Annotated in this window: 28 protein-coding genes; 26 read left to right on the forward strand and 2 right to left on the reverse strand. The window is 68.7% G+C overall.

The features are described 5' to 3' along the window. Window positions 1–407 precede the first annotated feature (407 nt). The 19 genes from ACFQV6_RS16030 to ACFQV6_RS16120 all read left to right on the forward strand — a co-directional run bounded on the left by ACFQV6_RS16030 (window position 408) and on the right by ACFQV6_RS16120 (window position 16,198). On the forward strand, window positions 408–599 hold the full coding sequence (locus tag ACFQV6_RS16030) for a hypothetical protein (RefSeq protein ID WP_378028269.1): 192 nt from the start codon (window positions 408–410) through the stop codon (window positions 597–599). Between the two features lie 210 nt (window positions 600–809). After that, the gene (locus ACFQV6_RS16035) at window positions 810–1,748 is read left to right on the forward strand and encodes a DUF4192 domain-containing protein (RefSeq protein ID WP_378028270.1); all 939 of its coding nucleotides are present in this window, start codon (window positions 810–812) and stop codon (window positions 1,746–1,748) included. Next, window positions 1,745–2,422 (forward strand): hypothetical protein, encoded by a 678-nt coding sequence (locus tag ACFQV6_RS16040; RefSeq protein WP_378028271.1) that lies wholly within the window; start codon window positions 1,745–1,747, stop codon window positions 2,420–2,422. Before ACFQV6_RS16035 ends, ACFQV6_RS16040 begins: the two co-directional genes overlap by 4 nt. 790 nt (window positions 2,423–3,212) lie before the next feature. Continuing rightward, on the forward strand, window positions 3,213–5,027 hold the full coding sequence (locus tag ACFQV6_RS16045; RefSeq protein ID WP_378028272.1) for a ParB/RepB/Spo0J family partition protein: 1,815 nt from the start codon (window positions 3,213–3,215) through the stop codon (window positions 5,025–5,027). A gap of 235 nt (window positions 5,028–5,262) precedes the next feature. Further along, window positions 5,263–5,886 carry a hypothetical protein gene (locus tag ACFQV6_RS16050; RefSeq protein WP_378028273.1) on the forward strand — a complete coding sequence of 208 codons (624 nt, stop codon included), beginning with the start codon at window positions 5,263–5,265 and terminating at the stop codon, window positions 5,884–5,886. A 117-nt stretch (window positions 5,887–6,003) separates the two neighbouring features. Next, window positions 6,004–6,861 carry a hypothetical protein gene (locus ACFQV6_RS16055; RefSeq protein WP_378028274.1) on the forward strand — a complete coding sequence of 286 codons (858 nt, stop codon included), beginning with the start codon at window positions 6,004–6,006 and terminating at the stop codon, window positions 6,859–6,861. Window positions 6,862–6,995: 134 nt separating this feature from the next. Further along, window positions 6,996–7,472, forward strand: coding sequence for a hypothetical protein (locus ACFQV6_RS16060; protein ID WP_378028275.1), 477 nt, complete (start codon window positions 6,996–6,998; stop codon window positions 7,470–7,472). A 319-nt stretch (window positions 7,473–7,791) separates the two neighbouring features. Then, complete coding sequence (locus ACFQV6_RS16065) at window positions 7,792–8,715, forward strand: bifunctional DNA primase/polymerase (RefSeq protein WP_378028276.1); 924 nt, start codon at window positions 7,792–7,794, stop codon at window positions 8,713–8,715. A gap of 319 nt (window positions 8,716–9,034) precedes the next feature. Beyond that, window positions 9,035–9,619: a hypothetical protein gene (locus ACFQV6_RS16070; RefSeq protein ID WP_378028277.1), complete on the forward strand. Its 585-nt coding sequence runs from the start codon at window positions 9,035–9,037 to the stop codon at window positions 9,617–9,619. Between the two features lie 39 nt (window positions 9,620–9,658). After that, window positions 9,659–9,976: a hypothetical protein gene (locus tag ACFQV6_RS16075; protein WP_378028278.1), complete on the forward strand. Its 318-nt coding sequence runs from the start codon at window positions 9,659–9,661 to the stop codon at window positions 9,974–9,976. Window positions 9,977–10,343: 367 nt separating this feature from the next. After that, the gene (locus tag ACFQV6_RS16080) at window positions 10,344–11,048 is read left to right on the forward strand and encodes a hypothetical protein (protein ID WP_378028279.1); all 705 of its coding nucleotides are present in this window, start codon (window positions 10,344–10,346) and stop codon (window positions 11,046–11,048) included. Between the two features lie 165 nt (window positions 11,049–11,213). Then, window positions 11,214–12,131: a hypothetical protein gene (locus ACFQV6_RS16085; RefSeq protein ID WP_378028280.1), complete on the forward strand. Its 918-nt coding sequence runs from the start codon at window positions 11,214–11,216 to the stop codon at window positions 12,129–12,131. Next, window positions 12,131–12,424 carry a hypothetical protein gene (locus ACFQV6_RS16090; protein WP_378028281.1) on the forward strand — a complete coding sequence of 98 codons (294 nt, stop codon included), beginning with the start codon at window positions 12,131–12,133 and terminating at the stop codon, window positions 12,422–12,424. The genes ACFQV6_RS16085 and ACFQV6_RS16090 overlap by 1 nt, the downstream gene beginning before the upstream one ends. A gap of 811 nt (window positions 12,425–13,235) precedes the next feature. Then, a complete protein-coding gene (locus ACFQV6_RS16095; RefSeq protein ID WP_378028282.1) occupies window positions 13,236–13,664 on the forward strand; it encodes a single-stranded DNA-binding protein in 429 nt (142 codons plus the stop codon). Window positions 13,665–13,741: 77 nt separating this feature from the next. Next, the gene (locus ACFQV6_RS16100) at window positions 13,742–14,179 is read left to right on the forward strand and encodes a hypothetical protein (protein ID WP_378028283.1); all 438 of its coding nucleotides are present in this window, start codon (window positions 13,742–13,744) and stop codon (window positions 14,177–14,179) included. Between the two features lie 76 nt (window positions 14,180–14,255). Then, window positions 14,256–14,519, forward strand: a complete 264-nt coding sequence (locus ACFQV6_RS16105; protein WP_378028284.1) for a hypothetical protein — start codon at window positions 14,256–14,258, stop codon at window positions 14,517–14,519. 54 nt (window positions 14,520–14,573) lie between these two features. Further along, window positions 14,574–14,735: a hypothetical protein gene (locus ACFQV6_RS16110; protein WP_378028285.1), complete on the forward strand. Its 162-nt coding sequence runs from the start codon at window positions 14,574–14,576 to the stop codon at window positions 14,733–14,735. Window positions 14,736–14,822: 87 nt separating this feature from the next. Continuing rightward, window positions 14,823–15,368 (forward strand): hypothetical protein, encoded by a 546-nt coding sequence (locus tag ACFQV6_RS16115; protein ID WP_378028286.1) that lies wholly within the window; start codon window positions 14,823–14,825, stop codon window positions 15,366–15,368. After that, window positions 15,365–16,198 carry a hypothetical protein gene (locus ACFQV6_RS16120; protein ID WP_378028287.1) on the forward strand — a complete coding sequence of 278 codons (834 nt, stop codon included), beginning with the start codon at window positions 15,365–15,367 and terminating at the stop codon, window positions 16,196–16,198. Before ACFQV6_RS16115 ends, ACFQV6_RS16120 begins: the two co-directional genes overlap by 4 nt. A gap of 330 nt (window positions 16,199–16,528) precedes the next feature. Here ACFQV6_RS16120 and ACFQV6_RS16125 read toward each other — a convergent pair whose 3' ends face one another. Then, window positions 16,529–17,734 carry an IS110 family transposase gene (locus ACFQV6_RS16125; protein WP_378028288.1) on the reverse strand — a complete coding sequence of 402 codons (1,206 nt, stop codon included), beginning with the start codon at window positions 17,732–17,734 and terminating at the stop codon, window positions 16,529–16,531. A gap of 259 nt (window positions 17,735–17,993) precedes the next feature. Continuing rightward, a complete protein-coding gene (locus tag ACFQV6_RS16130; protein WP_378028289.1) occupies window positions 17,994–19,196 on the reverse strand; it encodes an IS110 family transposase in 1,203 nt (400 codons plus the stop codon). A 595-nt stretch (window positions 19,197–19,791) separates the two neighbouring features. Here ACFQV6_RS16130 and ACFQV6_RS16135 point away from each other — a divergent pair. The 7 genes from ACFQV6_RS16135 (at window position 19,792) to ACFQV6_RS16165 (ending at window position 25,685) form a co-directional block, all read left to right on the forward strand. Next, complete coding sequence (locus tag ACFQV6_RS16135; protein ID WP_378028290.1) at window positions 19,792–20,403, forward strand: hypothetical protein; 612 nt, start codon at window positions 19,792–19,794, stop codon at window positions 20,401–20,403. A gap of 336 nt (window positions 20,404–20,739) precedes the next feature. Then, window positions 20,740–21,198 carry a hypothetical protein gene (locus ACFQV6_RS16140; RefSeq protein WP_378028291.1) on the forward strand — a complete coding sequence of 153 codons (459 nt, stop codon included), beginning with the start codon at window positions 20,740–20,742 and terminating at the stop codon, window positions 21,196–21,198. Window positions 21,199–21,443: 245 nt separating this feature from the next. Then, window positions 21,444–21,923 carry a hypothetical protein gene (locus ACFQV6_RS16145; protein WP_378028292.1) on the forward strand — a complete coding sequence of 160 codons (480 nt, stop codon included), beginning with the start codon at window positions 21,444–21,446 and terminating at the stop codon, window positions 21,921–21,923. A 138-nt stretch (window positions 21,924–22,061) separates the two neighbouring features. Next, entirely contained in the window at window positions 22,062–22,520 is a 459-nt protein-coding gene (locus ACFQV6_RS16150; protein ID WP_378028293.1) for a hypothetical protein, read from the forward strand. Between the two features lie 449 nt (window positions 22,521–22,969). Beyond that, window positions 22,970–24,109: an FAD-dependent monooxygenase gene (locus ACFQV6_RS16155; RefSeq protein ID WP_378028294.1), complete on the forward strand. Its 1,140-nt coding sequence runs from the start codon at window positions 22,970–22,972 to the stop codon at window positions 24,107–24,109. 542 nt (window positions 24,110–24,651) lie between these two features. Beyond that, on the forward strand, window positions 24,652–24,822 hold the full coding sequence (locus ACFQV6_RS16160) for a hypothetical protein (RefSeq protein WP_378028295.1): 171 nt from the start codon (window positions 24,652–24,654) through the stop codon (window positions 24,820–24,822). 518 nt (window positions 24,823–25,340) lie between these two features. Continuing rightward, window positions 25,341–25,685 carry a hypothetical protein gene (locus tag ACFQV6_RS16165; protein ID WP_378028296.1) on the forward strand — a complete coding sequence of 115 codons (345 nt, stop codon included), beginning with the start codon at window positions 25,341–25,343 and terminating at the stop codon, window positions 25,683–25,685. Window positions 25,686–26,039: the final 354 nt, after the last annotated feature.

Consider the following 26,039-nt stretch of genomic DNA (forward strand, 5'->3'; position numbering starts at 1 on the left):
CCCCTACCGCGGCCGTCGCCGGGAGCGCCCTCGATGCGTGCCCCTACGCAGCGACGGTCGTCATCCGTCCCCAATGCGGTGCGCCGCATCTGGCCGACGACGAGCAGCAATGGCGGTACTGGCTGACCGGCCAGGTATACGGAGTCGTCCTGCAACAGCGCCTCGAACTGCCGGCCTGTCCGTACTGCGGCTCTGACCAGCACACTCTATGGATCAAGGCGGACACCTGGTGGGACGTCTACGGCCTCGACGAGGCCCGGCTGCTGGCGGCCTACCTACTGGGTCAATCCGATATCACCGACAGCGACGCACGCCCCGCCGATGAGGACGCCGGCACCGCCGAGCCGGTAGCCCACGCGACAGCGGAATGGTGGCAGTCCAGAGTCGGCCCGTCGCTGAGTCACGCCTTGACACACGCCCGCTGGTACGCACGACCGAACGACGTGATCGGCGGATGGTCGGTCACGCCCGCCGACGTGCCGCCGTCCTCGGGGATCCCCACCGTCGCTGACGTCGCCTCGGAATCGATCGCCCGGCACATCGCCGCGCAACACAACGCGGCTCTTGCTGACGGTGCCGACCGAGATCAGCCGAGTTGACCACCCGCGCCGCCTCAATCGACGCGTCGATACATCGCCTCCGGCTGGCCCCCACCGGCCGATGGCCGCCACGACATCTGCGGTGACCTCGGCTGTTGCCGCGCCGCACCGCGCCGCGCGATAGATCCGCTACTGCGCATCTGCCCATGGGCTCTGTCAGGCCATCCACCACCCGTCTATTCGCACCTTTCTCAAAGGAGTCGCACCGCCATGTTCGAAACCGATTTCCCGCCCCGCACGAGCGGCTCAGGCGAGTTGCTGGGCCTGGTGCCCTATCTGCTCGGCTACCATCCCGCCGACGCGCTGGTCGCGATCATCCGCCCGGTCGGCCAACACCTACCGCACGCCATCAGCCTGCCGCTGAACGAACCGGCCGAAGCGCTGCTGGAACACCTGGCCACGCACGTCCGCGACCGCACCGCCGGCATCATCCTGATCGGCTACGGACGCGCCATCCACCGCGCGAAGATTTTCGAGGTCAGCGGCGCTCTTCAGCTGTTCGTGCCTGTCCTGGGCCGTTTCCTATACGACGACGGAATTCTGACCTGCCTGACGTCGGGGTGCGACTGCACGCCCGACGGCGGCATACCGGTTGACCCGCGCAGTACGCAGCTCGCCGCCAAGCTGGCTCTGACCGGGCGGGTGGTGCTGCCCTCCCGGCAGGAACTGGACACCCTGGTTGCGGGTGACCCGAGGGCCCAGGCCGAAACCCAGGCGGCCCTCAACACCCTTGCCAACACCGACATCGCGCAGGTGGCGGCGCTGACGGCACCTGCCCGAGCCGGTGAACGGCTCACCGCCGAACAGGTCGCCCGGCTGTGTCTCGCGCTGCACGACCCTGACCGGCTCACCGCGGCATGGCACCAGACCACCGGCCGGCGGTGGCAGCGCGAGCTGTGGCTCGACGTCACCCGCCGGGCACCGCAGCAGCACGTCGCTGCACCGGCGAGTCTGGCCGCCTGGTCCGCGTGGCGCCTCGGCCAGCAAGCGCTGGCCGAGGCGGCACTCGACCGTGCCCGCACAGCAGACCCTGAGGACGGCTTCACCCGCACCGTCAGCCTGGTCGTGGGCGCTCACCTGCCCGCTCACCGGCTGCGCTGGCCGCCCACCCCACACCTTCCGGCGGCGACGTCGCGGATCCAGTCGTGACCAGCGCCCTGCTGATCACCTACGACCCGCACATCAGCGGCCAGGTCCAGGAGCTGGCGACACGCGCCGGTGTGCGTCTGAGCGTCCGAGCCGACATTGCCCTCACCAGCCGGGTCTTGCCGGCCGTCACTCTCGTCGGAGCCGCCCGCGTCACCACCGTGGACAGAGTTCCGGCATCAGCGCAGATGATCATCGCTGTTGACGGGTCGTGCCCCATGACCGCGGCCGGCGCCACGAACGGGCCGCCGATGTTTTCACTGCCCCGTGATGAGTACCAGCTCATGCAGTTGCTTGAGGCGACAGCCGCTCCGGTTCTCGACCGGCTGCGTGCCGCGGGACACCGCATCGGCTTCACCGATCGTGGCCGCCGCCAGGCCGGTTACGTGACACCTTTGGCGGTCACTGACTGGCGTCGGCATCCGGGCCAGGCGGTCTACGTCAACTGCGGCCGGTTCGCGTGCGGTGATGCGGCCGCCGGACTGGCACATGTGGTGCAGCGCAGCAACTTCCGCAGCCTGCACCGCCGGTTCCCCGAGACGTGGACCGACACCGTCGCCCGCGATGTGACCGAGCTCGGCGCGTTCATCGCCGACCTGCCGCAGGCCGCCGTGAACGCTCTGTGTTCGCTGGCCGGCACGGACGCGGTCCTCGACGAGGACGATCACCGGGCGTAGCGAGGCGAGGACATCGCCAAATCCTGGGCCGGACTCGCCGCCATCGACCTGTATGCGCAGCTGCGGCCTACCTGCCAGCAGGTATGGGACCTCATCTCACCCGAGCGGATCGCCGATCTGATGGCAAAAGTCGTCACCGGCACCGGTGTCGGGCCCGTCCATGACGGCTGGCGAGTGCGGTGGCCGATCACCGACCTGGCGCCGAGGCTCGCCGCCCGGCTGATGGCCGAACGACGCCGCACCCGGCCTCGCACCGGAAACCGGACCACTCGCCTGCCGGACCACGCAGCGAGACACCGATATGCCAGTGCCCGGTGACCAAGAACGTTGACGGCGCGGACACAAACATCAGCCGGCCGCGCCGCGGTCTTGCCGACCTGAATCCATGCCAAGAAATGTTGTATTCGTCATCCGGTCGTTTCTCTGCGACCGTTCTAACCAGGACTCCGTCCACATTCCCGTTCGGCGTATACGCATTTTGAGTCACTCGGTATAACGATTATTCGCCACACCCACATTCCTGCCTTTTTGCGGACCTTTCGGGTCGCCGCCGTGGGCGGCGGCCCGGGTGTCGCTGGCCCTTGATCCTGGCCGACCGCGGCTGGCCCCTCAAGGCCCACCCGTCACAGCGGCTGCATGGCTGTGCCGTTGCTGCGCGGGTGGGTCTTGCGGGTCTGCGCCGATCGGCCGGCCCAAGCGGATCGTGCCAGCCCCGCCCAGGGCCACTCAGCCCTCGGCGGACGCCCTTGGCCTTTTCTTTTCTTTCTCTTTTGTGGAGGACAGATCCATCGTGACTACTGTCGCTATCAACCCGGAGAACTCCAGCGAGGTTGCTGAGCAGCCCGATACCGACGCCGCCAGTGGGGGCGTGGTGTCGGCGGAGACCACCCTCGAACCGTCGTCGTCGCTTGTGGTCGGCGAAATCGTGAGCGGCCCGATCCGGCTCAACACCGGTGAGGACGTTCAGCTGCCGCCGTTTCGGGCGGGCAACCTCGATCCGCGGCATCTGCGTGACAGTCCGCTGCACCCCCGCCAGGAACTCGGTGACCTCGCCGAACTGGTCGCCTCGATCAGCATGTTCGGTGTTCGCGATCCGCTGGTCGTCGTCGGCCGCCCGGCGCCGGTCAACGAACTTCCCGCCGAGCCGACGGCCGCTGCCGACGGCGACGAGGCGGACGAGCCGGTTACCGAGATCTTCGAGGTTCTCGGCGGCAAACGTCGCCACTACGCGGCGATCGAAGCCGGACAGACTCGGGTGCCGTGCATCATCGTCGACGACGCCGGAGCCGCGTTCGAGATCCTGGCCATCCTGGAGGCCAATGCCCACCGCAAGGACCTCGAAGCCATCGAGGAAGCCGGCGCCTACCAGATGCTGCTGGACCTCGACTGGGACGTAGACGCCATCGCCCAGGCCCGCAACATCGCGGTGGAGCATGTGACGACGGCGGTCAAAGCCCTGTCACTGCCGTCGCGGGCACAGCGTGCCCTCAACTCGGGCACGCTGACGCTCGACATGGCGCAAGGCCTGGAGGAGTTCGCAGACTCTCCGGAGGACCAGCAGCGGCTGCTCGACAAGATCGGCAAGGGTGAGTACGAGTTCAAGCACACCCTCAGCTCGCTGCGCGACAAGCGCCAGTACGGCCGCAGCCGTGACCTGGCGAAAGCCCAGCTGCTCATCGACGGCGTTGACGTCACGCCGAAGCCGCGCGGATTCGGGTACGAAGGCACTGCGGTGGCCGCCGACCGCCTCGTCGACGCCGACAACCAGCCCCTGGACGTCGAGAAGGTCAAGACCCTGCCGGGGTGGCACGCGTTCGTCGAGAAGAACGGGGGCCAGGCCCGCACCGTCATCTACTGCGAAGACCCCGCCAAGTTCGGCTACCACCGCCAGGAGGCGGACAAGCACGAAGGCATGAGTGCCGAGGAGATCGCCGAGCAGCAGGAGAAGGACCGGCGCCGCGAGGAGATGCTCGACGGGCTTCGCGCGGCCGTCTCAGTGCGGCACGAGTTCGTGCAGCGTACTTACGGCACCGCCAAGAACTGCCGCAAGCTGGCCACCGCGGCGCTGCGGGCAGCCAACAACGGCCACTCCATGTACCGCGGCGGCGGTCTCGAGGACCTGTACCGGGCCCTCGGTGGTCTCACCAGCGCCGAGATCGCCACGGCGGGCGAGGACCGGCTGCGCCGCAGCCTGATCGCGAAGTACGTGTGCAGCCAGGAGAACAACCTCGATGACGCGCTGCGGCGCAACCTGAGCTGGGTCAGCAAGGAACCGGCGGTCGCCTGGTTCGACCGGCTCACCGCCGACGGCTACCCCATGTCCGAGGCCGAGAAGGAGCTCTACCAGGCGCTGCTGCCGGCCACCGCAGCCGACGAGGACGAGGACGAGGACGATTCGGACGAGAACGACGCGGACGTCACCACCGCGGACGAGCCGGACGCCGACGCCGACGCCGACGACATCGGCGGCGACGGGGAGATCGAGGGTGAGGCGTCGCCGGCTGTCTCCGACGACGGTCCCCAGGCACCCGATCCTGTCGCTGCGCGGTTCACGGTGCTCGACACGGAGCAGGACGACGACGCGGAGTACGCGACTGCTGCGTGACCGCTGTCGCTGACCCACGGTGGGGGCTCTGTGCTGTCCGGGCAGAGCCCTCACCGTGTCGTCGCTCCAAGACCCGTCCGCGTCGACCCACCGCCGTGATTGCCGTCACGGTGAGGGCGGCGTATCGCCAGTTCAGCACCGTCGTCAGCGCGCAGGTTCCCTCGTCAGCGGATCGACCTGGTCGGCGGTCGAATCCTCCCTTTCCCCTCCCTGCATCAACGATTGCGAGCACTCCATGCTTCAGCTTCTCCGGCGGCATACCACCGCCTCCGCTACCAACGACGTCGCACAGCTGCGTGCGCGGCTGGCGGCGGTCACCGCAGAGTCAGAGCACCACCGGCGGCTGGCCGACGAGCGTCTGCGGCTTCATGAGGCGGACATCGCGCGCATCGGCGAGCGGCTACGCGCCGAAGCCGACAGTCGCCGCTGGTGCCACGAATTCGAGAAGGCGGTCGACGCCCTCAACGAGCAGCTGACCGTCGAACTCACCCATCGTGGCTGGCCGTTCCTCGTCGATACCACACTCACCGTCAGTCTTCAGGTCGCCGCCCGCGGTGACCTTGCCGCACGTGAGGCAGCGCTCGTCACGCTCCGGCAGGCCGAGGACCAGCTTCGCCAGGTCAAGGGCGTCTACGTCTACCACACCCATCCGGAGGACCTCACCGTCACCGCCAGGCGCCGGTCGGCCTCGGTCACGGCAGACGTGCAGCTGAGGATCGACCTTTCCGCCACCAACGAGCGGTGCGCCCGCACCGAAGCCGTGCCGGTCATCGCCGAGGCCGCGACCATCCTCGGCCGGTTCCCGGGAGTCACCACCACCGTCCCGGACGCCGGCACGTTCGACATCTCACCCCGCTGAACGCGGCGAAGGTGCGCACCCGACAACGGCCTTCACGTCGTCACGGTGCGCACCTCACCGCGGCGTACACCGTCGGACGCTCGCAACCATTGGTCTCGGATCTGCTGGAGGAATCTTGTGCGCGGGCTGAACACCGCCACCGTCATCGACCTTCTCAACTGTTTACGGGCCGACCGCAACCCTGAACTGACCGCCACCGCGGCCGGCCGCAGCACGGGGATCACCGCGGCAGCAGCCGCTACGCAGTCGCTCGCGTCGGCGATCGCCGACGTCGCCGACACCATCTGCCCGCTGAGGGCCGACACCAGCCAGCGCCGTACCGGCGAGCACTGGCGCGACGTCCGTCACGCGTGCGACCTGGCCGCCGAACGTACCTCCGGGCTCGCCGACCAGCTCACCCGGCTGGCAGACGAGGCGCGGCTTCTGGTCACCGACATGGAACCGGTGCACTACCGCGGCAGCATCCCCTCACGGCACGGACCCCACGTCCTCGCCGGCCCATGCGGCTGCCGCCGCCGCCACCAGCACCGCGGCGACCGCCTGCGCCTGTCGCTGCTGCTGGAAGACTTTGACGATCTGCTCTGCGTGCGTCCCCGCAGCATCACCGCGGCCCCCGATGAGCCGCACGACTTGCCGCTGGCGGCGTTCGATACCGCCCTGCGTGAGGCGATCGCCGCCCTGCCGTCGGTCCCGGCCGCCCGCCACGCGATCTGCCTCGTCCAGAACCTCTCCCTGTTCACCGGCCGCACCCGGACTGTCGTCACCTCGTGGGTTGCCACGATCGATCAGCGTCTGCACGGCCGGTTCGTCACCAGCCTCGACGGCACGAGCCCGGCCGACCGCCACAACGGCCTGACCAGCCGTCTCGTGCAGACCGGTACCGCTCTCGGCCGGGTGCAGACCGACCTGCACAGCGCGGTTAACGCTCTGCGCGTCATCGATGCCGAACCGCCGCGCCCGGCCGCGCCGCACTGACTTTGCTCCCGCCTGCCCGGTCCTTCTTTCCCCAGGGGCCGGGCCGCCAGGGGCGTGATCGCCCGTTCCTCCCAGCCACGGGCGATCACGCCCCGCCCCACCCTGACCGCACTCTTTTCTGGAGTTGATCCACCGTGGGCCACACCCACCACTGGCGCTACCAGCCGAACCATCCCGCCTGGGCCGCGGTCTGGCCCTCGCTGATCCACGACACAACCCGAATCGTGCAGGAGGTGTCACGCACCATCGCGCTGGCCGGCCCCGGCCGCAACGGCCCGCCGGTGATCGATGCGATGTCCGGCATCGCGTTCAACGGCGCCGACGACGCCGGCTGCGACAGCTTCCTGCTCCCGGCGCCCGGCCCTCAGCGACGGCACTGGTTCTACTGCAACACCCGCTGGCTCCCGTACGACCTCGCTGTCACCGCGACGCTGCTGCGCTGCCATCTGCTGGCTCCTGACACGTTCGTCATCGGCGGAGACGGCTCCTGGCATCGCGACTGGCGGCCAGCCCGCAATCTCGTTCAACACCTCTTCGGCCACGACACCGACCGCGTGCCGCTGACCGACACGACAGCAGGGCTCACCGTCGAGCAACTTCTCGGCCTGTGACAACACCTCGCCGACCAACGCCACGGCAGCCCTCGAACCGCCACGGCTGGAGCCTGCAGACCCCCTGGACCGGCCGACCCGGGCGACGCGTTCGAGATCCGGCGGCCGTCGTACTCACCATGGCGATCCGTTCCCTCCCGGGTGCCGATCCCTTTCCGCGCAAGGACCACGATCATGACCCTCTCCTGGCCACCCCCGAACTCTGCTGTCACCACGGCCATCTCGCCGCACCCCGCGCGCCTGAACAGCCACCGGCGACGCCCGGATGCCTCCGGTACTGCCGGTGTCCCGTCACGTCGCCCGAGCCGGTGATACGCCGATGGCTACCACGACCAACTCCCGCCCCCTGTCCAGGCGCACAGCCCGACAAGCCGATCCGAACCTGCATAAAGCAGCCCTGTGGTACGCCCGGGCAGGCATCCCGGTGCTGCCCCTGCACACCCCGGCAGCCGACGGCACCTGCACCTGCCGAAACGCCGACGGCTGTGAGTCCGCGGGCAAGCATCCACGGCTGCGGCACGGCCTGCACGACGCCTCCCGTGACCCCGGCCTGATCGACTCCTGGTGGCGCCAATGGCCCGACGCCAACGTCGGCCTCGTCACCGGAACCGCCCTCGACGTCTGCGACATGGACACCGGCGCCGGACTCGCCGCCGTGCTCGACACCCTCGACGTCATCAAACCGGCCGCGCCGCTGGTCCGCACCGGCAACGGCTGGCACCTGTGGTACGCCTCGACCGACCTGCCGAACCGGGTTGGCCTGCTACCCGGCGTCGACTGGCGCGGCGCCGGCGGCCTGGTCGTCGCCCCACCATCGGTCCACGTCAGCGGCGCCGCCTACCGCTTCCAGCAACCGTGGAACGGACGCGCCCTTCCCGACTGCCCGCCACCACTGCGTGCCCTCGTCGCCGCACCAGCCGTCCCCGTCACGCTCACCGCCGAGACGATCACGCGGTTCGACCGGTACACACGAGCAGCGCTCGACGGTGAACTACAGCGCATCCGCCAGGCACCGGCGCCGGTGTACTCCGGCGGCACCCGCATCACCGGCGGAGAACGCAACAACACCCTGCACCTGGCGGCATTCCGCCTGGGACAACTGTCGGCTCGCGGCCACGTCGACGAAGCCGCCGTGCGCCACGAACTGACCGCGGCGGCCGTGCAGACCGGACTGAGCCTCGCCGAGGCGCAGCGCACCATCGACTCCGGCTGGCGGGCCGGGCGCGATCGTCCACGCCGATGACAGCTGGCCGCCTCACGGCGTCAGCGTGCACAGCGGCACGCCGCGCACTGACCGGCGGCAGACACGACAGCGGCGCGAGGCACACCACCGCCTGACGGCCGCTCTTCGTGACCACCTCTTGTCGCCGCCGAACTCCAGGGCGACGCCGATGACGGCCCCGCCAACACCGGAGATCACGGCACCCCGGCACAAGCCAGAACGGCTACAACGCCAGCCGCCCCCACTGTCATCTCACGTCCGCAAGGGCTTCACCGGATCCCGCCGCTCGCGCCGAACCGAACGGTGAGCCACCAGTATCCATACATGAGGAATTCCGCATATGACTGTCATCGACGCTTCCCGTCACCAAGCCCTCGGGGTCGATCCAGCAGCCCTGGCAACCGCACTTCAGACGGAGGTCGCCTCGCTGCTGACTCCCGTCGAGTGGGCCGAAGACGAGATCGCCGCAGCGAGCCGCCGCCACCCCGGCCAGGCAGACCTTCTCTTCCACACGTTCGGCCTCCTGAAGTCCCGCAACATCGGATCAGGCATGGGCACCGAGTTCGTCTACCGCGGCCACGCCCGCGAACTCCTAGAACGCGTCGCCGCCGACACAGACCTACGCCCGGCAACCGCTGCCGAGATCTGCCTTCTGCTGTCGAAGGTCAGCCTGCAGACCCCGATACACGGAGCAGGCGCCGGCCTGTACTTCCGGATGGGGCAGGCCGCTTTCGGCGACCATCCGCTCTTCGCTGAACTCATGGGTGACCAGAGCCCCTACCAGCAGCTGCATGGCACACGGATCGACGAACTGGAAGCCATGCTGCGACGCAATGCCGCCGACCCCGCCCGGCAACTCGGCGGCATCCAGTGCCGGGGATTGCATCACGGCAGTCGCGTCACCTGCCGCTTCGGCAACAGCTGACCGCCCCACCCACACGCGTGGAAGGACGGCTCCAGCTCCATGGCTCCCAAGATCGTTCCTGGTGAGTTCCGGGTGGGCATGCACGTGTGGCCCACCGCACGAACCCTCCTGGCCCCACCGATCTGCTATCAGCAGCCGCGATGCGCCGTCATCGCCTTGCATTGGCCGTACGTGGAGGTGCGCCGCATCTCGCGCCGACCCGGCACCAACGGCATCCGCTACCCGCAGATCGGCCCCGGCCACCGCATCCACGTCGACAACCTGCTGCGCCGCGATCCGCACCTGCGGCGCACGGCATCGCGCAGGCGAGCCCGACCGATGCCGTCTGGCGGCCATGAGCAGCTGACACTGTTCTGACCTCTCGCGACGCCTGGGAAGACTGCTCTTGCAGACCGCTCGGGGCCCGGCCCGACGTCATTGGCCCTACGGCGGTCGCACATCCGGCCGCTCTTCGGACTCGGTCACCCACACCACCACGCGCGACTACGCCGCGCGTGCCTGCGGACTCGGCACCGGTGGGTGACATGCGATCCGGCGCACACCGACACAGGTCTACGCCGATGGCACCCGCATCGCCGGTGGCGAGCACCACGCCACCCTGCATCTGGCGGGCTCGAAATCCACGACTCCTCGAGGGAATCCCGATATGGACAACGTAGTAACCGTCAGTGGCCCTTTCCCCGCCTCACCTACCGTGCGCCATTGCGATGTCGGCCGGCATAGCTTGAACCAGCGCGAGCAGTGGTGGCTGATCACCGACGCCGGCGGCGGCTGGGCCAGCGGCCGGGGCGCCGCATGCGCGGCGCATCGTCGCGAGGTCGAGGCGACGTTCACCGACGGCCACGCCTACCGCGTCGGCGGCTCGTTCGATCCCGACCGGTCCGTCTGGCCGCAAGGACCGCACCTGTGGATGGACGCCGACCACATCCGGCTGACGATCTTCCTGACCCGCCCGAGCCTGCGCGAGATAGCCGCCGTGCACACCGGCAAGGCCCGGTTCGGGTGGACCGAACAGGGCATCAACGGATTCCTGCTGTTCCAGTACGGCGACTCGCCGTGGAACGACGCCCCGTTCAATCCGCAGCGGCTCACCACACCGTTCTCCCTGCAGCCGGCACCCCGCGGCACGCACACCCGCGTGTCGACGTTCCTGGTCCATGCCGACACCGGCCTCATCGCCGCGATGCGCATGTTCACCTGGCCGGCCTACTTCCTCAACCACATCATCACCTCGGTACACCGGCTCGCCGCCCAGCCCTACACCGAAGCGGCGGCCCGCTCAGCGCATCGGGACTTCTACGACCGCTACCCCGACGGCTCGTCGCTGCACCGGCTGGCGTGCTCCCTGCCGCCGGAAGCGCTCTGCCTGGGCGGGCAGCGCGACGACCGGCCGCTGGCCGTCACAAGTCCGCGGCCGGAACCAGCCTGATCCCGCAAGGCAAACACCGTGACAGGCCGCCGGTCACCGCGGCCTTCACCCCGTCCCGCATCGGCACCCCCGGCCCTACCTTCCTCACACCTGTGGCTCGGCCGCCGTGCCACCTCCGCCGCCGTGCCACGCTCACACTCGACCCTCCAGGAGCAGTCCCTTCTCATGGCAAAGACCTTCGCCGACTACCTCGACCGCATCGGCCACCACCCCACCATCGACCTCGACACCGCCGATCAGCAGCGCCACATCGTGATCGTCTCCTTCGCCGGTGGCGCGAAGAAGGCAATCGTGGAGTTCGCGGGCGTGGCCGCCGGCGACCGCAACGAGTATCTGAGCGCGGACATCTACGCATTCGTCGACGGCCAGGTGGCGCGCTCCAGCGTGATGGGCCTGGAAGACGGCAGCATCTACCCAGCGTTCCGGCAGAACGCCCCGGGCCGCTCACACGGGCGACCCGCAGTACGCGCCGTCACCATCTTCATCGGCGCGCAACAGAACACCGACCCGCAGACCCGACCTGCGGGCTCTCTCCAGAACAGCCCAGGCCCGGCGGGATCACCCAACTCCTCCGCTCAGGCCGTCAGCCACCTATCGTCTCCAGAAGCCCCGAGGGATCACATGACCGACGGCAACAGCCAGCCCGACTTCCGCCAACTGGCGCAGCAATACTCCCACCGCTACGCCCAACTCATCATCGACGCCCTCGGCGGCCACGTCAGCACGGACGCCGCCGCGGTCCTGCACCGGGTGGGGTTCGAGCTCGGCCACGACGCATGCCAGGTCATCGCACGCGAGATTCAGGCACGCACGACCGTACGCACCGACGCCGACCCGGCCCTACTGCTCGACCTCACCGGGCCGGCCGCCGCCGAGCCGCGGACGGCAGCATCGAGGGTGGCCGGCCAGCAACCGCCGCGCAGTGAGATCGTCGACACGCGGACCGCTGAACAGCCTTCGCTGCAGGAGCTACTCGATCGAGCGCGCCAGACGATGCCCGCCGAAATCGACGCCGACAGCCCTACCAGCCGAGCTTTCGCAGCACTCATCGCCCGGCTGCACCGCGAAGGGCTGGTCCGCTGATGACGACCATCGCATCCGCTGGCAGCGACGAGCCGGTCGACTGGAGCCGCTTCGACAGCGACACCCACCGCACAGCGCAGAACTCCTGCCGACACTTCATTCGCTGCGCCGTCGACGGCACCACCCGAAGCGCGGTCTCGCAAATGCTCGGCTACGCCCGCACCGTCGGCGACGGCAACGCCATCACGGTGACACTCGCCCAGCTCACCGGACCATGCACCCTTGCTCCAGCACAGCCCGACGCCGACGGGTCTCATCGGCCGGCCGACGCGAAGAGGCCGACACCGCTGTAACCAGCAGCTGTGCAGCTCGTCCGACAAAGCAGCAGCCAAGCCGTCCTGCTTTGTGCCATCCACGGTCGCTGCGACGACCGAGTAGCCCTCCGGCGGATCGATGTCAGGATCGGCGCCGCCTGTACGGCGCGACGCGAGCACCAACGTCGCACCAGCTCCCGTCACAACCGCGGCGTTCGCCGAGCCGCGCTCTCCTCGCGCATGGCCAGATGTTCGCCGGTGCCGGCATAGGCGATGCGCGTTGCAGCCCAGCGGAGGTAGAGCAGTCACCCTTGCCGACGACGATCATCGCCGTCCAGGTTGCCTTGTCCTGCGGGCAGGCGGCGCCGTGCCTGCCCGCGGGACTGGGCGCTACCGGGTCGCACCTCCGAACCTCGAAGCGGCGGCCTGTCAATGTGCGGCCAGGAGCCGCAACAGTCGTCCTACCGGCGCCTGCATGATCGTCGATCCGCCAGCCCCGGGCGGCCGCGCTGTCGTCCGGGGTGATGCCCCGCCAGCGTGAGTTCACCGGCTTGTTCGCGGGTTCGGCGTGAGATCCGGCGGCGTCCGGAGGTGTCCGCCGCTGAGATGGCCCGTAGGTCAGCCCACCCGCGCCGAGGGCGCTAAGCCCTCAGCAGAACATCTTGGCACCCAGGTCAGCGCTGCGCTCGACCGCCAAGATCTTCCGCAGAACGGGGGCTTGCACCCCCAGGCACATGGGCGGGCTCTGACCGGCCCCGTCAGCGCGGCACCCCGGCGCTGCGGATCACCCGATCCGACAACCCGGGGGCTTCAGCCGCACCGCACCGCACCGCTGAAGGGGAGTCACCCTATGTACCACTTCTCGTTCGACGGCAACCTCGCCGCCGACGCCGAGCTCGAGATTTCCAAGTCCGGGCGCAGCGTCTGCCACCTGCGCGTCGGCCATGGCCGACGCGTCCAGAGGGACGGCGTGTGGGATGACGCGCCGACCATGTGGATCACCGTCACCGTCTGGGGCGATCTCGCCGAGCGCGCCGCCAAGTGGAAGAAGGGCAACACCGTCTTCGTCGTCGCCCGCGACGACCTGGCGCCGTGGGCGTACAACCGCCGCGACAACGGCGAAGCCGGAGCGCTGCTGCAGGTGACCGCCGCCGACATCGGCCTCAGCTCCCGCTTCGAGGAGGTCCAGGTCGTCGAGACCGAGACCGACGGCGCCAAGACGCCGTGGTCCGCGGACCTCGATGAGCCGGCCGAGCGGGAGCTGGAGCCCGCCTTCTAGTCCACGCATCCCGGGGCCGGCACGGCCGGCCCCGGCCCGGTCCTCTCGCCCATTCCTCGTCTTGGCAGGAGCCGCTCATGTTCGCGCAGATCGTCTACGAAGGCATCATCACCCGCCGGCCCGAAATCGGTGTTGCTGGTGACGGCCGTGAGTACACGCAGTTCGAGATCACCCACTTTCGCGAGTGGATGGACGGCAACAAGAAGCGCACGTCAGGCCGGCTCGTCATCGACATCCTCTGCTGGGGTGAACTCGCTCAGCAGGCCCGCAAGCTCAGCCTGCGCACCACCGTCACGGTCATCGGCAACACCCTGATGCCCTACGACAACAACGGCGTCCTCGGGCTGAAGATGTACGCCCGCGAGCTGAGCGTCAGCATCCGCGACGTCGGCAACCGCTCCACGGCCGGCCAGCGAAGCGGTCACCTCGTCACCAGCCCCGAAGGCGAGACCATCGCCGCCGAGGCGTGGCCCGACGTCGTCGGCAACCTCGAATCCGTTCACCGCCCCCGCTGACACCGGCCGTGCATGGCCCGGTCCCGAGCACAGCCCCGGGACCGGGCGGCCGTCCCCACGCGCGAAGGAGCCCCGGTTGCGCGCCATCACACCACCGATTCATATCCGCGTGCCGGCGGGCTGCTGCACCGGCTGGTACTTCGAGCACACCGACGATTGCCGCACTCCCACGGTCGCCCGGCCGTGCAGTGACTGCGGCGCCGATCCCGGCACCGGCCACAACCCGCACACCTGCTCCTGGTACTGGAGCGACAACGACACCAGCGCCTTCACCGGCATGAGCCTCGACGCGGCCCGATGGCCCGGCCGGTCATACGACGAGCACTCCGAGAACCGCTGAACCCACTCTTCGCACCGTCAGTCATTGCATCTCTTCGATCGAAAGGTGACGTCCATGCCCGAGAACGACGGCAACAAGCCCAAGAGCGTTCTGCGTAAGGTCCGCGAGCACCTGACCCACGACTTCGCCCACGTCTCCGGCCTGATCGGCCTGCACGTCGTCGCCCTCGCCATCCTCGAGCACACCCCGGCGCTGCCGATGATCGGCCTGCACTGAGCTCCTCGCTGGTGGGACACCCCGATCGGGGTGTCCCACCAGCGTCCCGTCTCAGCACATCCCCGCTTCTGCGCAAGGAAAACGAACATGAGTGCCTGGATCGTCGACCGCGACCACCTCGACCTTCTCCTCACCGCCGCTATCGATTGGAATGTCATCACCGCCGACCAGGGCGACGAGACCGGCCGGATGCTGTGGAAGGAAAACCTCACCAGCGTTGCCCACTGCTTTCCGCACGACCGTGACGGCGGCCGGCCCGGCCCTGACAGCTTCCGCGACCGTGACGTCGACACCTACCGGTACCAGCCTTACCCCGGCCGCATCGACCCCGACGTTATTCAAGCCGCCGCAGCCTCGCTACAGCACCAGTCGTGCGAGCACCCCGGCTGGAACGACAGCCCCGCCGCCCACTGGATCACCCAGCTCCGCCAGCTCGCTACCGACCGCATCCCGGCCTACCTCGCCGAACACGGCCCCATCGATCCGCAACGACAAGCTCCCGGCGAAACCGGCTGGTACACGCTGACCGACCTCAACGGACAACAGCAGATCGTATCCACCGACGGCTGGACCGTCCCTGACCGCGACGTCCTGCACCGCACCGCCGCACTGCGTACCGGGACAACGCCATGACCATCAGCGACAGCAAAGTGCCGACGTCCGATGCAGCGCACCGGCCGCGCGACCACAACCAGGCGCGCGGCCCGGGATCCGCGCTACCGAACGCCGCGCCGATGAAGCACGTCGTGCAGTTCTCCGGAGGCATCGGCAGCTGGGCGGCCGCCATGCGTGTCGCCGCCGAACACAGCACGGACAACCTCGTCCTGCTCGCGGCCGACACCAAGGCTGAAGATCCTGATCTGTGGAGATTTGTTGCCGACGCTGGATCACTGCTCGGCGTCGAGCCGATCGTGGTGGCAGACGGCCGCACCCCATGGCAGGTCTTCGCCGACCAACGATTCGTCGGGAACTCGCGAATCGCCCCGTGCTCGGTGCACCTGAAACAGCGGCCCTGCCGCGCCTGGCTGACAGCAAACACCAACCCGGCGAACACGATGCTGTACGTCGGGATCGACTCGAGCGAACAGCGGCGCACGCCGGCCATCGAAAAAGGGTGGGCGCCGTGGCCCGTGCGGTTCCCGATGTGCGAGCCGCCGCATCTGAGCAAGCAGGACATGCTCGACTGGGCCCGCGCTGAAGGCCTTCGGCCGCCCCGCCTTTATGAGCAGGGCTTCAGCCACAACAACTGCTTCGGAGTGTGCGTGCGGGCTGGTCAGCGCCAGTGGCGGCACCTGCTGCACATCGCTCCCGAACGGTATCGGGCTGCCGAAGCCGAGGAGGAGAAACTCCGTGCCCAGCTCGGCGACGTCGCGATCCTGAAGGAACAGCGTCAGGGGGTCAGCTACCCACTACCGCTGCGCGAACTACGCCGCAGAGCAGCTCTGTCGAGCCCGCCTGCCTGACGCCGGCTCACACGCTATGTCGCGAGACAGAGCACCGCAGCGCAACGGCGAACCCCGATGGCGATCAAGTCCGCCGAGCGGCGTGCGACCGCTCGCGGCCAATCGCGCTGAACGCCGATCCCGAAGGACGGGGTCATCGGTGTCGACAGCGTGCCCGGCCAAGCCGGTCGCGACGCCGGAAGGTCGGGACGCCATCGCGTGCGTAGCTGAGAACCCGGCGCCGCATCGCCGTCGTGCGGTGCTGTCCGCAGCAGGAGGGCAGAGATGGGTGTTGCCGACACCCGCGGCGCTGGGCTCCGCCACCGGCGGGGGGTGTCCCTATGGTTTTTGTCAAGCAGCGAGCGCAAGTTTTTCTACCGGTTTTTGCTGGTATTGCGTGCGGGTGCGGAGCATGGCGTGGAGGACGTCGACGCGGCGGCGGGCGAGGCAGATGAGGGCGGCGTTGTGTTTCTTGCCTTCGGCTCTCTTGCGGTCGTAGTAGGCCCGGCTGAGCGGGTCGGACAGGGCCGCGAACGCGGACAGGAAGAAAGCGCGTTTCAGCTGCTTGTTGCCGCCTTTGGGCGGGTGCTCGCCGCGGATGCTGGTGCCCGAGCGGCGGGTCACCGGGGCGAGTCCGGCGTAGGCGGCCAGGTGGCCAGAGGTCGGGAACGCGGCGACGTCGCCGACTTCGAGCAGGATCCGAGCTGCGGTCCTGACCCCGATGCCGGGCATCGAGATCAGGACCGAGGAGAGAGGGTGAGCATCAAGCATCTCCTCAACTTGGCCGGCGACCTGGTCACGCTGTATCAGCAGCTCACGCAGGCTGTCCGCCAACTTCGGCAGGATGGTCTCGGCCGCGGTGGTACCAGGAACGACCACCGTCTGGGCGTCCAGAGCGACGAAGACCTGCTCGACGAGGCGGGCGCCCATTCGCGGAGCTCGGCTCTTGACGATCTCGGCGAGTTTCGACCTGCCGGCCTTGCGCAGCCCGGCGGGGCCACCGCACCGCGACAGCAGCTCCAGCACGGCGGCATGCTGCACTTTCGGGCCCAGGACCCGTTCCAGCGGCGGGTGGATCTGCGTGAGCAGGCCACGGATCCGATTCGAGATGCGGGTGACCTCACCGGCGAGGTCGTCGTCGTAGCCGACCAGCATCTCCAACTCGGCAAGGGTGTCGTCACCGGCGTCGACCCGGCGCAGCGTGTGCGGCAGCGTCCGAGCAGCGTCGGCGATCACCCAAGCGTCGCGGGCGTCGGTCTTCGCGGTGCCGGGATGCAGGTCAGCGAGGCGGCGCATGACCAGGCCGGGCAGGTAGGCGATCTGGTGCCCACACGCTCGGGCGACCGCCACCGGGAGGGCGCCGATCGAGGCAGGCTGGTCGACCACCGCCAGGATCCGGCCGTGCCGGCCGAGTTTGTCGAACAGCTTGCGCAGCCCCGCCTCGGTGTTCGGCAGTGCCGCGTCATGCAGCCGTTTGCCCGCCGGATCGAGTGCAACAGCGTGATGGTCGGTCTTGCCGACGTCCAGGCCCAGGAACACGCCGTACTCGTTGGTCACTATTGGTCTCCCACGATGTCCATCATGGGCTCGGTCGCTGGTCAGAGCGTCGGACTGCCGGCAGCCACGTTACGGAGAGACCTACCCAGGATCGGGTGGCCGGGTCCCTATCAGCGGTCTTGCCGACGCCACCCGGCCCGGCGACAACACCCCCCGGATCATGCGTACGACAGGGGCAGTAAGTCATACCGGACCGAGCGACCGAGCAGCCCCCGGCTGGGGACGATCAAAAAGGTAACGGGTGTCCCTATGGGTTTCGTCAAGCTGCGAGGGCGTGGTCTGCCGGTCGGGGTTGGTAGGGCTGCTGGTCGCGGAGCATGGCGAATAGGACGTCGCAGCGGCGGCGGGCGAGGCAGATGAGGGCGGCGTTGTGGCGTTTGCCTTGGGCTCGTTTGCGGTCGTAGTAGGCCCGCGAGGGCGGATGCGCCAGCGACGCGAAGGCGGCGAGGAAGAACGCGCGTTTGAGCTGCTTGTTACCGCCCTTGGGTGGGTGTTCACCGCGGATGGAGATGCCGGAGCGGCGGGTGACCGGGGCCAGGCCGGCGTAAGCGGCCAAATGGCCAGGGGTTTTGAAGGCGGTGCCGTCACCGACCTCGAGCAGGATCCGGGCTGCGGTCCTGACCCCGACGCCGGGCATCGAGGTCAGGACCCGGGCAAGAGGGTGCGCATCAAGGATCCCTTCGACCTCACCGGCGACCTGATCACGCTGTTGAAGGACGCCGCGGAGACTGTCGGCCAGCCGGGGCAGGATCTTCTCCGCCGCGGCCGTGCCGGGAACGGTCACCGTCTGCTCGTCCAAAGCGGTCATGACCTGCCCGACCAGACGTTCGCCCATGCGAGGAGCGTTCTTCGCGGCGATCTCCAGCAGCTTGGAACGGCCGGCTTTGCGCAGCCCGGCCGGACCACCGCAACGCGACAGCAGCTCCAGCACCACCTTGTGCTGCACCCTCGGCCCGAGAACACGCTCCAGCGCGGGGTGGATCTGGGTGAGCAGCCCACGGATGCGGTTTGAAATCCGGGTGGCTTCGCCTGCGAGGTCATCATCGAAGCCGACCAGGACCTCCAGCTCGGCGAGGGTTTCGTCACCGACGTCGACGCGGCGCAGCGTGTGGGGCAGGGTGCGGGCGGCGTCCGCGATGACGTAGGCGTCGCGGGCGTCGGTCTTCGCCGAACCGGGATGCAGGTCCGCGATCCGGCGCATCGCCAGCCCGGGCAAATAGGCCACCTGATGACCGCAGGCTCGGGCGACCGCGACCGGTAGCGCTCCGATCGACGCGGGCTGGTCGACGACCACCAGGATCCGGCCGTGACGGGCGAGTTTGTCGAACACCTGCCGCAGTCGGGCTTCGGTGTTGACCAGCGCGGCGTCGTGCAGCCGCTTACCGCCGGGGTCTAGGGCGACGGCATGGTGGCCGTCCTTGCCAACGTCGAGACCGAGGAACACCTGGTAACCGCCGTGCACTTCGCCTCCCCGCGACGCTACCTCTCAGCCCGATCGCCAGTCCGGCGTCGACCGTCGGCAGCCACGTTACGAGGAGACCTACCCCAACCCGCCAGGCGGTCGTGTCCCTATCAGCGATCCGTCGACGCCACCCGGCCCGGCGACAACACCCCCCGGATCATGCGAACGACAGGGGCAGTAAGCCATACCGGACCGAGCGACCGAGCAGTCCCCGGTGGGGACGATCAAAAAGGTAACGGGGTCGTATCTCCGCTACGGGCGTGACTCCCGTTTGCCTATGCCAGCCACCGGCCCGCGTGGTCATTCACGACGCCGCCCACGCTCCGGCGATCAACCACTACGGCGTCTGGAGCCGCTCGCTGAGGGACCCGAGGTCGGCCCACCCGTGCCGAGGGCGCTAAGCCCCCAGCCGAACATCTTGGCGCCCAGGTCAGCGCTGCGCTCGACCGCCAAGATCTTCCGCTGAACGGGGGCTTGCATCCCCAGGCACATGGGTGGGCTCTGACCGGCCCCGTCAGCGCGGCACCCCAGCGCCGGGATCACCGAATCCCGGCGCGGGGTGCCGCATCAGCACAGCCTGATGGAGGCATGCACCATGACGGACAACGTCACCGACCAGATCACCAGCGCCACTCCGGACGATCAGGACTCCGCCGGTACCGGGCGGCCGGCCGCTCCGCAGGGATCGGTCTACCTCTCCGACGTCCTCGCCCGCATTCGCCAGCACGCCACCGACAACAACTGGTGCGGCACCGCCGAGTCCATCACCAAGCAAGCCCTGAACGAAGGGCTGTCGTTCAAGCCACTGCGCCGCGGGAGCGAGGGATGCGGCAACCTGTCCTGCCGGATCTGCTACGACGACGCTGCCGCTGACGTGGCCGACGAGCGGTTCACCGTGGCTGACTCCACCGATCCGTTCGTCACCAAGGCCCGCCTGAAGACGGCCATCCGGAAGGCCATCGACCTCGGCTACGGCGACGAGGAGTATTGCCGCCTGTACCGCGAACTCGTCGACGCCTACCAGCTGGACGAGGTCCCGCTTCCGGTCCGCACCTACACGGTCGCCTTCACCGTCACCGATGAACAGTTGGGCGGGCGACCGGCCGACCAGGCAGGCATGGCGTACGTCCTGAACTACTCGACCGTGGCGGACTTCGCCGTCTCGACCGAGTCCGCCGAGGAGACCACCGCCACCCTGATGCGGTAGTCATGACACGCTGCCCGGCCGATGCGAACCGGCCGGGCAGCGTGCCGCCTGAGCGATCCCCCGTCCCACCGTCGGTTTCACCGCGTCGGGCGGCGATCAACGCCAAGAGGACAAGTGGCTCAGGATCCGTCGCCTGAACCAGAGCGTTCCGGATGCGCGCCGGTAGCTTCCGCTGCGCAATGGCCGGCCCGTCAGCGGCGATGCCTCGTCTATGCCAAACCAGAGCGCCGCTCTGTGTCCCCTCGGGCCGACTGCGCGACCTCGACGGCTCCCGCGTGACGCCATTGCCATGGCCGCGTCGGCAGGTCCCCGTGGCTCTCTCTCGCCGGTCCCGGCATGAATGCTGCTCACCTCTCGTCGAAGGGCACCATCGTGACGCTGTTCTACATCGCGATCTACCACAACGTCGACACCCAGTTCCTCCCCTACGAGCCCGACCACACCCTGACAAAGGTCATCACCCACCGTCGTCACCTACCTGCCGACACAACGCCGGAACAGATCGGCAGCTGGGCGTTCCACATTTTCAACACCGACCTCGACGATCTACAGGCCAGCCGGGGCAAGACCGACGCCGGCGAGGTGGACTTCCTGCTCGCCTGTACCTACCGGCTGCTGCGACGACGCTCGCTGTCCGTCGGTGACGTCATCGCCGTCACCACCGACGAGAACACCACATGGCTGGCCTGCGACCCGGCCGGCTGGCGGCGCATCACCCGCCCGGAGACCCGCACCGGCACAGCCCTGACCGCCGCGACCGTTGATGAGCATCTGCGGCACAGCGTCGATGAGTGATCATCCCTGCCGCCAGCACCACCCCGGCCGCAACACGGCGCCTGCCTGACCGGCGACTGTGGCTTCTGCGGCACCCCGCTCGACAGCGTCGCCTCCGGCGAATGCCGGGCATGCCTGCGCCTCGTGTGCGAGGCCTGCGACGCCGGATATCAGGCCGACCTCGGCCCGATCTGCCAGCCGTGCACACCACCGGCGCCCACCAGCTCCGCCTGACCACCCGCTGAACCAGTAAGGACACGACGGCCGTGACGAACGACTCCGTGAACTGGGATCGCATCGCCGAACGACTCCAAACCGAGATGGCGAACCTCATCCACCACGAGCCGCAGCAGCGATACGGCAACGACTTCTATGCCGAGGCGCTGCGCCGGACGCTGGGATTCCGGCCGGCCGACGGGAACTTCCGGGAGCGCCTGGACCGCGGCGAAGGATTGACCACCGAGAGCTACGCCCGGCACCTTTACGACACCAGCGCGCTGGACCGCCTGCAGCGAGAGACCGCCGAACAGCAGGCCAGAGATGCGCGAGCCGAAACCCGGCGCGTCTACCGGGAAGCGGGCAAGGACTTCGCGGACCTTCTCCGGGCCCGCTGCAACGAGGTCTCGATGCCGTCATGGTACCGGCGCGAAGGTATCGCCTGGGCCGCCGCCATCATCGATCCCACCGTGCCCAAAGACCAGTACGGCAACGTCGTACAGCAGGCCGATGCCGGTGAGACGCAGTGACGCCCCTCAGACCGTACGAGATCAAGCCGGCCGTGCCCCGGCCTGGCACAACGACGGACCAGCAGCTCTAGGGCTGGCACCCCTCACACCGCGAGCTGCTACGCGAACTCTCCCTGCTCCAGAAAGTAGCCATCTGCCATGGCCGACAGCATCGCCATACACCTTCACATCGATCATCCCGAGCTACTGCCCGAGGGATACGCCGACGCGATCTGCACCATCTTCAACGAGCACGCGAGCGACATCACCGACGATTCCTCCCTGGACGACATCAGCGGTGTCGCCTTCGTCGGTACCCGCAACGACATAGCTGACGAGCTGTGCGCGCTGATGAAAGGCGGCATCCTACCGGCGCACCAGTTCAGCTTCACCGTCTACGAAGAGCCGCACCACGAGGCGCTCGGCACACTGCTGCGCTACACGCCCGGTGTCGGTGACTTCGAGGCTGACTGCACCAACACCGGGGAGGTCGTGCGCTCGTTCGCCGACATCGGCGAGGCCATCGCGTCGACAACCGACCGAGCAACACTGATCGCCGCGCTGGAGGCCAGATTCGGCAGAGCCGGCAGCCATTGCCAGGGTGAGACCGGCGGGTAGGGCCGCGGATCCATCAGCATCGCGCCGCTCTACTCACGCCAGTGCACAGTCGCCCTCTGCCGCCCGGTAATGCATGGAGGTTCGGTGCGCCTGTCCGTCCCCAGCTGTTGGCACATGCGCCGGTACTGCTCGGCAGATGATGCGCGTGCGCCGCACCTCGGGATGCATAGCCCAACGGCGAACGCGGCGGTATCACTGCGGGCCGCCGCGTTCGCCGGTCCTCAGCGATGACCGACCCGGTAGCAGCCGGCAAGCCCGGCAAAACATCTTGGAAGCGCAGCCCAGTGGTCAACGATCGGCAGCAGCGCTGCGCTTCCAAGATCTTTTGACCGCAAGTGTCTGGCTTGCCCGCCACCACTCGGGCCGGTCCCCCGTGGCCTCGTCAACGCGGCAGCGCCGGTGCAACCGGCGCCAGTCGCCCCGGGCTCACACCCATGGAGGCCACGCCTATGAACACGCCCACCACCAGCCGTCCCAACCCCAAGCTGCGGATCGCCGTCGTCGGCGGATCGCTGACCGGCCCCACCACCGCACTGCTGCTGCTGCACGCCGGCTTCGACACCGTCGCCCTCTACGAGGCCGTGCCCGCCAGTGCACCGCTGGGCGGCGGGCTGATCGGCCTGGAACACTCGGCGCTGGACGTCCTCGACCAGCTCGGCGTGCCGCAGGACGAGTTCGTCCGCTACAACTCCGAGGCGGTCATGCAGATCACCGTCCGCGAGCGCCGGCCCGGCGCCGAGCAACGCCACCTCTATGCCGGCCGCAACACCACCTGGTCGCTGCTGCACCCGGCGCTGGCCCGCCGCCTGCCCTCCGGGGTACTGCACACCGGCAAACGCGTCACCGGCCTGGACACTGAGCACGGCCGGCCGCTGCTGCACTTCGCTGACGGCGACACCGCGACCGCCGACCTGATCGTCTTCGCCGACGGCCGCGCCTCCACGGGGCGGCGGCTGCTCGACCCGCAACGGCAGTTGCACTACGCCGGCTACGTCGCGCACCGAGGCCAGAGCGACACCATCGTGCCGGGCCTGCTCGACTTCCTGCGCTTCGAACCCGATCGCAGCGGGATGCAGTTCAACGTGGCGCCCATTCCCGGCGGCACCGACTGGACCTTCTACCTCGGGGCCACCGCCGCCCAGTACACCGACTTCTTCGGCGCCGCACCCACCCGGCGCGTCTTCGCCCTCCCGCAGCACGTCACCGGCACCGCCCACGCCGCCGTCGACGACAGCGCCCAGCGCTATCTGCCCGACGAACAGGCTGCCCTGGTCCACGCCACGAACACCCGGATGGGCGCCGCGGTCATGGACATCGACCCGCCGACCCGCATGGCCTGGCCCGTCGGCGACGGGCACGCCGTGCTCATCGGCGACGCGCTCGCCCCGGTACGCCCGCACACCGCCCGCGGCGCCAACAACGGCATCGAACAAGCCGCCGGCCTTGCCGCCGCGCTCACCCAGCACCGCAAATACGGCGCCGACCTGGCGACCGCCCTGCACGGATGGCAGCACCGCCACCTGCCCGCCGCGGTAGCCGCAGTGGAACTCGGTCCGGCCCTCGCCCGACAGCACGGTCTCGGCGCCTGAATCCGGATGTGGCCGGTCCAGGTGCAATCGCACCTGGACTGGGACCACCCGCCGCCGTCACACCAAGAAACCTGAAGTCGGGCACTGCCCAGTGCACCGAACCCTGTGACGGCCGCGCAGCGGCCAACAGCAGGAGCGCACGAAGTCCTCGCGCCGGGTGGCGCTGCCGCCCGGCGCGAGTTAGTTCGGGAAGAGATTGGCGCCGCGGGGGGCGGTTGACCCGGCCGGCGCCACGATGCGTAACCGCGGCGGTCGTGTGTCGAGGGCCGAACATGGCGCCCCTGGCGGTGCCGGATGCTGGCTGGCCGCCGGTGCCGGACAGACGCACATGCCAGTCCTCATGGATGACCGACCCGTCCGGCGGCGGGCAAGCCGGCAAAACATCTTGGCCGGATTGCTGCGCTGCACCGGCCAAAGATCTTTGACCTCAAGTGCTGGCTTGCCCACCGGCAGGCCACGCCGGTCCCACCTGGGCCCGTCAGCGCGGCTGCCCGGTCACCACCGGCGGCAGCCGCACCGGTTCACCGCAGGGAGGCAGCGCCATGTTCCAGCACCTCGACTTCACCGACCGCCGCACGCGCCGCGACACCGGCCTCAACCGCCCCCGCGCCGCCCGCAAGTTCGTCCTGGTCGGGGAGAAGGAGTTCTACGACACCGCCAGCCCCGCCGACTACCGGGAGTTCCAGGTCGTCCAGGGCTACAACCAGCGGTAGAACACTCAGGTGCGGAGGACCTCCGGGTCCTCCGCACCCGTCTGCCGCAGGACTGGCGGGCCGGCGCGAGCTCAACCCGGCCGGCCGTGGCCGGCCGGTAGAAAGGAGCGGCCTACGGCCGCGCTGTCAATGCCCCTTTTCCGGCCGTCGGCTGGCGCTACGAGTGTAGGTCGCTCACGGCCTCCACCAAATCCACTGCGGGCTCATAAAACATCATGCACAACCCGCATGATCTTTTAATCGAAACCCCCGCAGCGAATTTGGCTCCAGCCGCTCCCAACCTGGCGAGCAAGCTCGCCCCCCACGGCCGAAAAAGCGGCCAGCCGCCGTGCGCGCGCCCGTGACCAGCAGGAACGCTTACGCAATGCGTCACAGCGGGCGCGCGAAACCCCAAAAACATTCATTCTTAAATGCGCTGGACATCGACTTCAGTCATTTAGTGCTATACCATTAATGCAGTCAGGGAAGCCAAGCCCCGACCAATACCAATCATTACAATTCAACAGAGAGGCTTAATCATGAGCCGCCACGAACTCAAGCCCGTGGACCCCAGCGTGTCCTGTGCCGTCGCCGGATGGGAACGCACCTTCGGCACCTTCTTCGCTCAGGTCTGGCTCACCACCAACGACAACGAGGACGACGCCCCCGACTACGACCTCGGATGCGACTTCCGGGAGATCACCGAGGCGAAAGTCATCATCGACATGCTCAGCGAGTACGCCGAGATTCCCGATGACCTCGTCGACAAGCTCAACGCCGACGCCGCACGCGAAGGCATGTGCGAAGTTCCCGCCGCCGTTCAGATCATGAGCGGCTACGCACCCGCCCCGATCGATTGGGACAACTTCGAGCCGCCGTTCTAACCACCGCGATCCCGGGGCGCGCACTCAGCGCGCCCCGGGGGCCGTCAGCGAGCCGCCCGCATGGCGGCCGCGTCGACGCGCATCGAGCACGCCGCCCCGGGCTGCCGCACCCGCCACTCCCGGCCGCACCACCACAGTCCCTCAGTCCTGGCCCGTGGAGCGCATAAAGATGGGCCGACGGCCCCACAAGGGGGAACATCCCCCGAAAGGGAATGCACAGCCAAGTCCGCCGGCCCAATACCAACCATCACATCGGCGCGAACGCCGAGAGAGGCAGAACCCCACCGTAGCGCGCCCATCGGCCACGATCAACGCTCCACCCGCAGAATGACACCACCACCCGCGCACCCCCGG

This window comes from Actinoplanes sp. GCM10030250, assembly GCF_042666575.1.
In the GTDB taxonomy this organism is placed as follows: Bacteria; Actinomycetota; Actinomycetes; order Mycobacteriales; family Micromonosporaceae; genus Actinoplanes.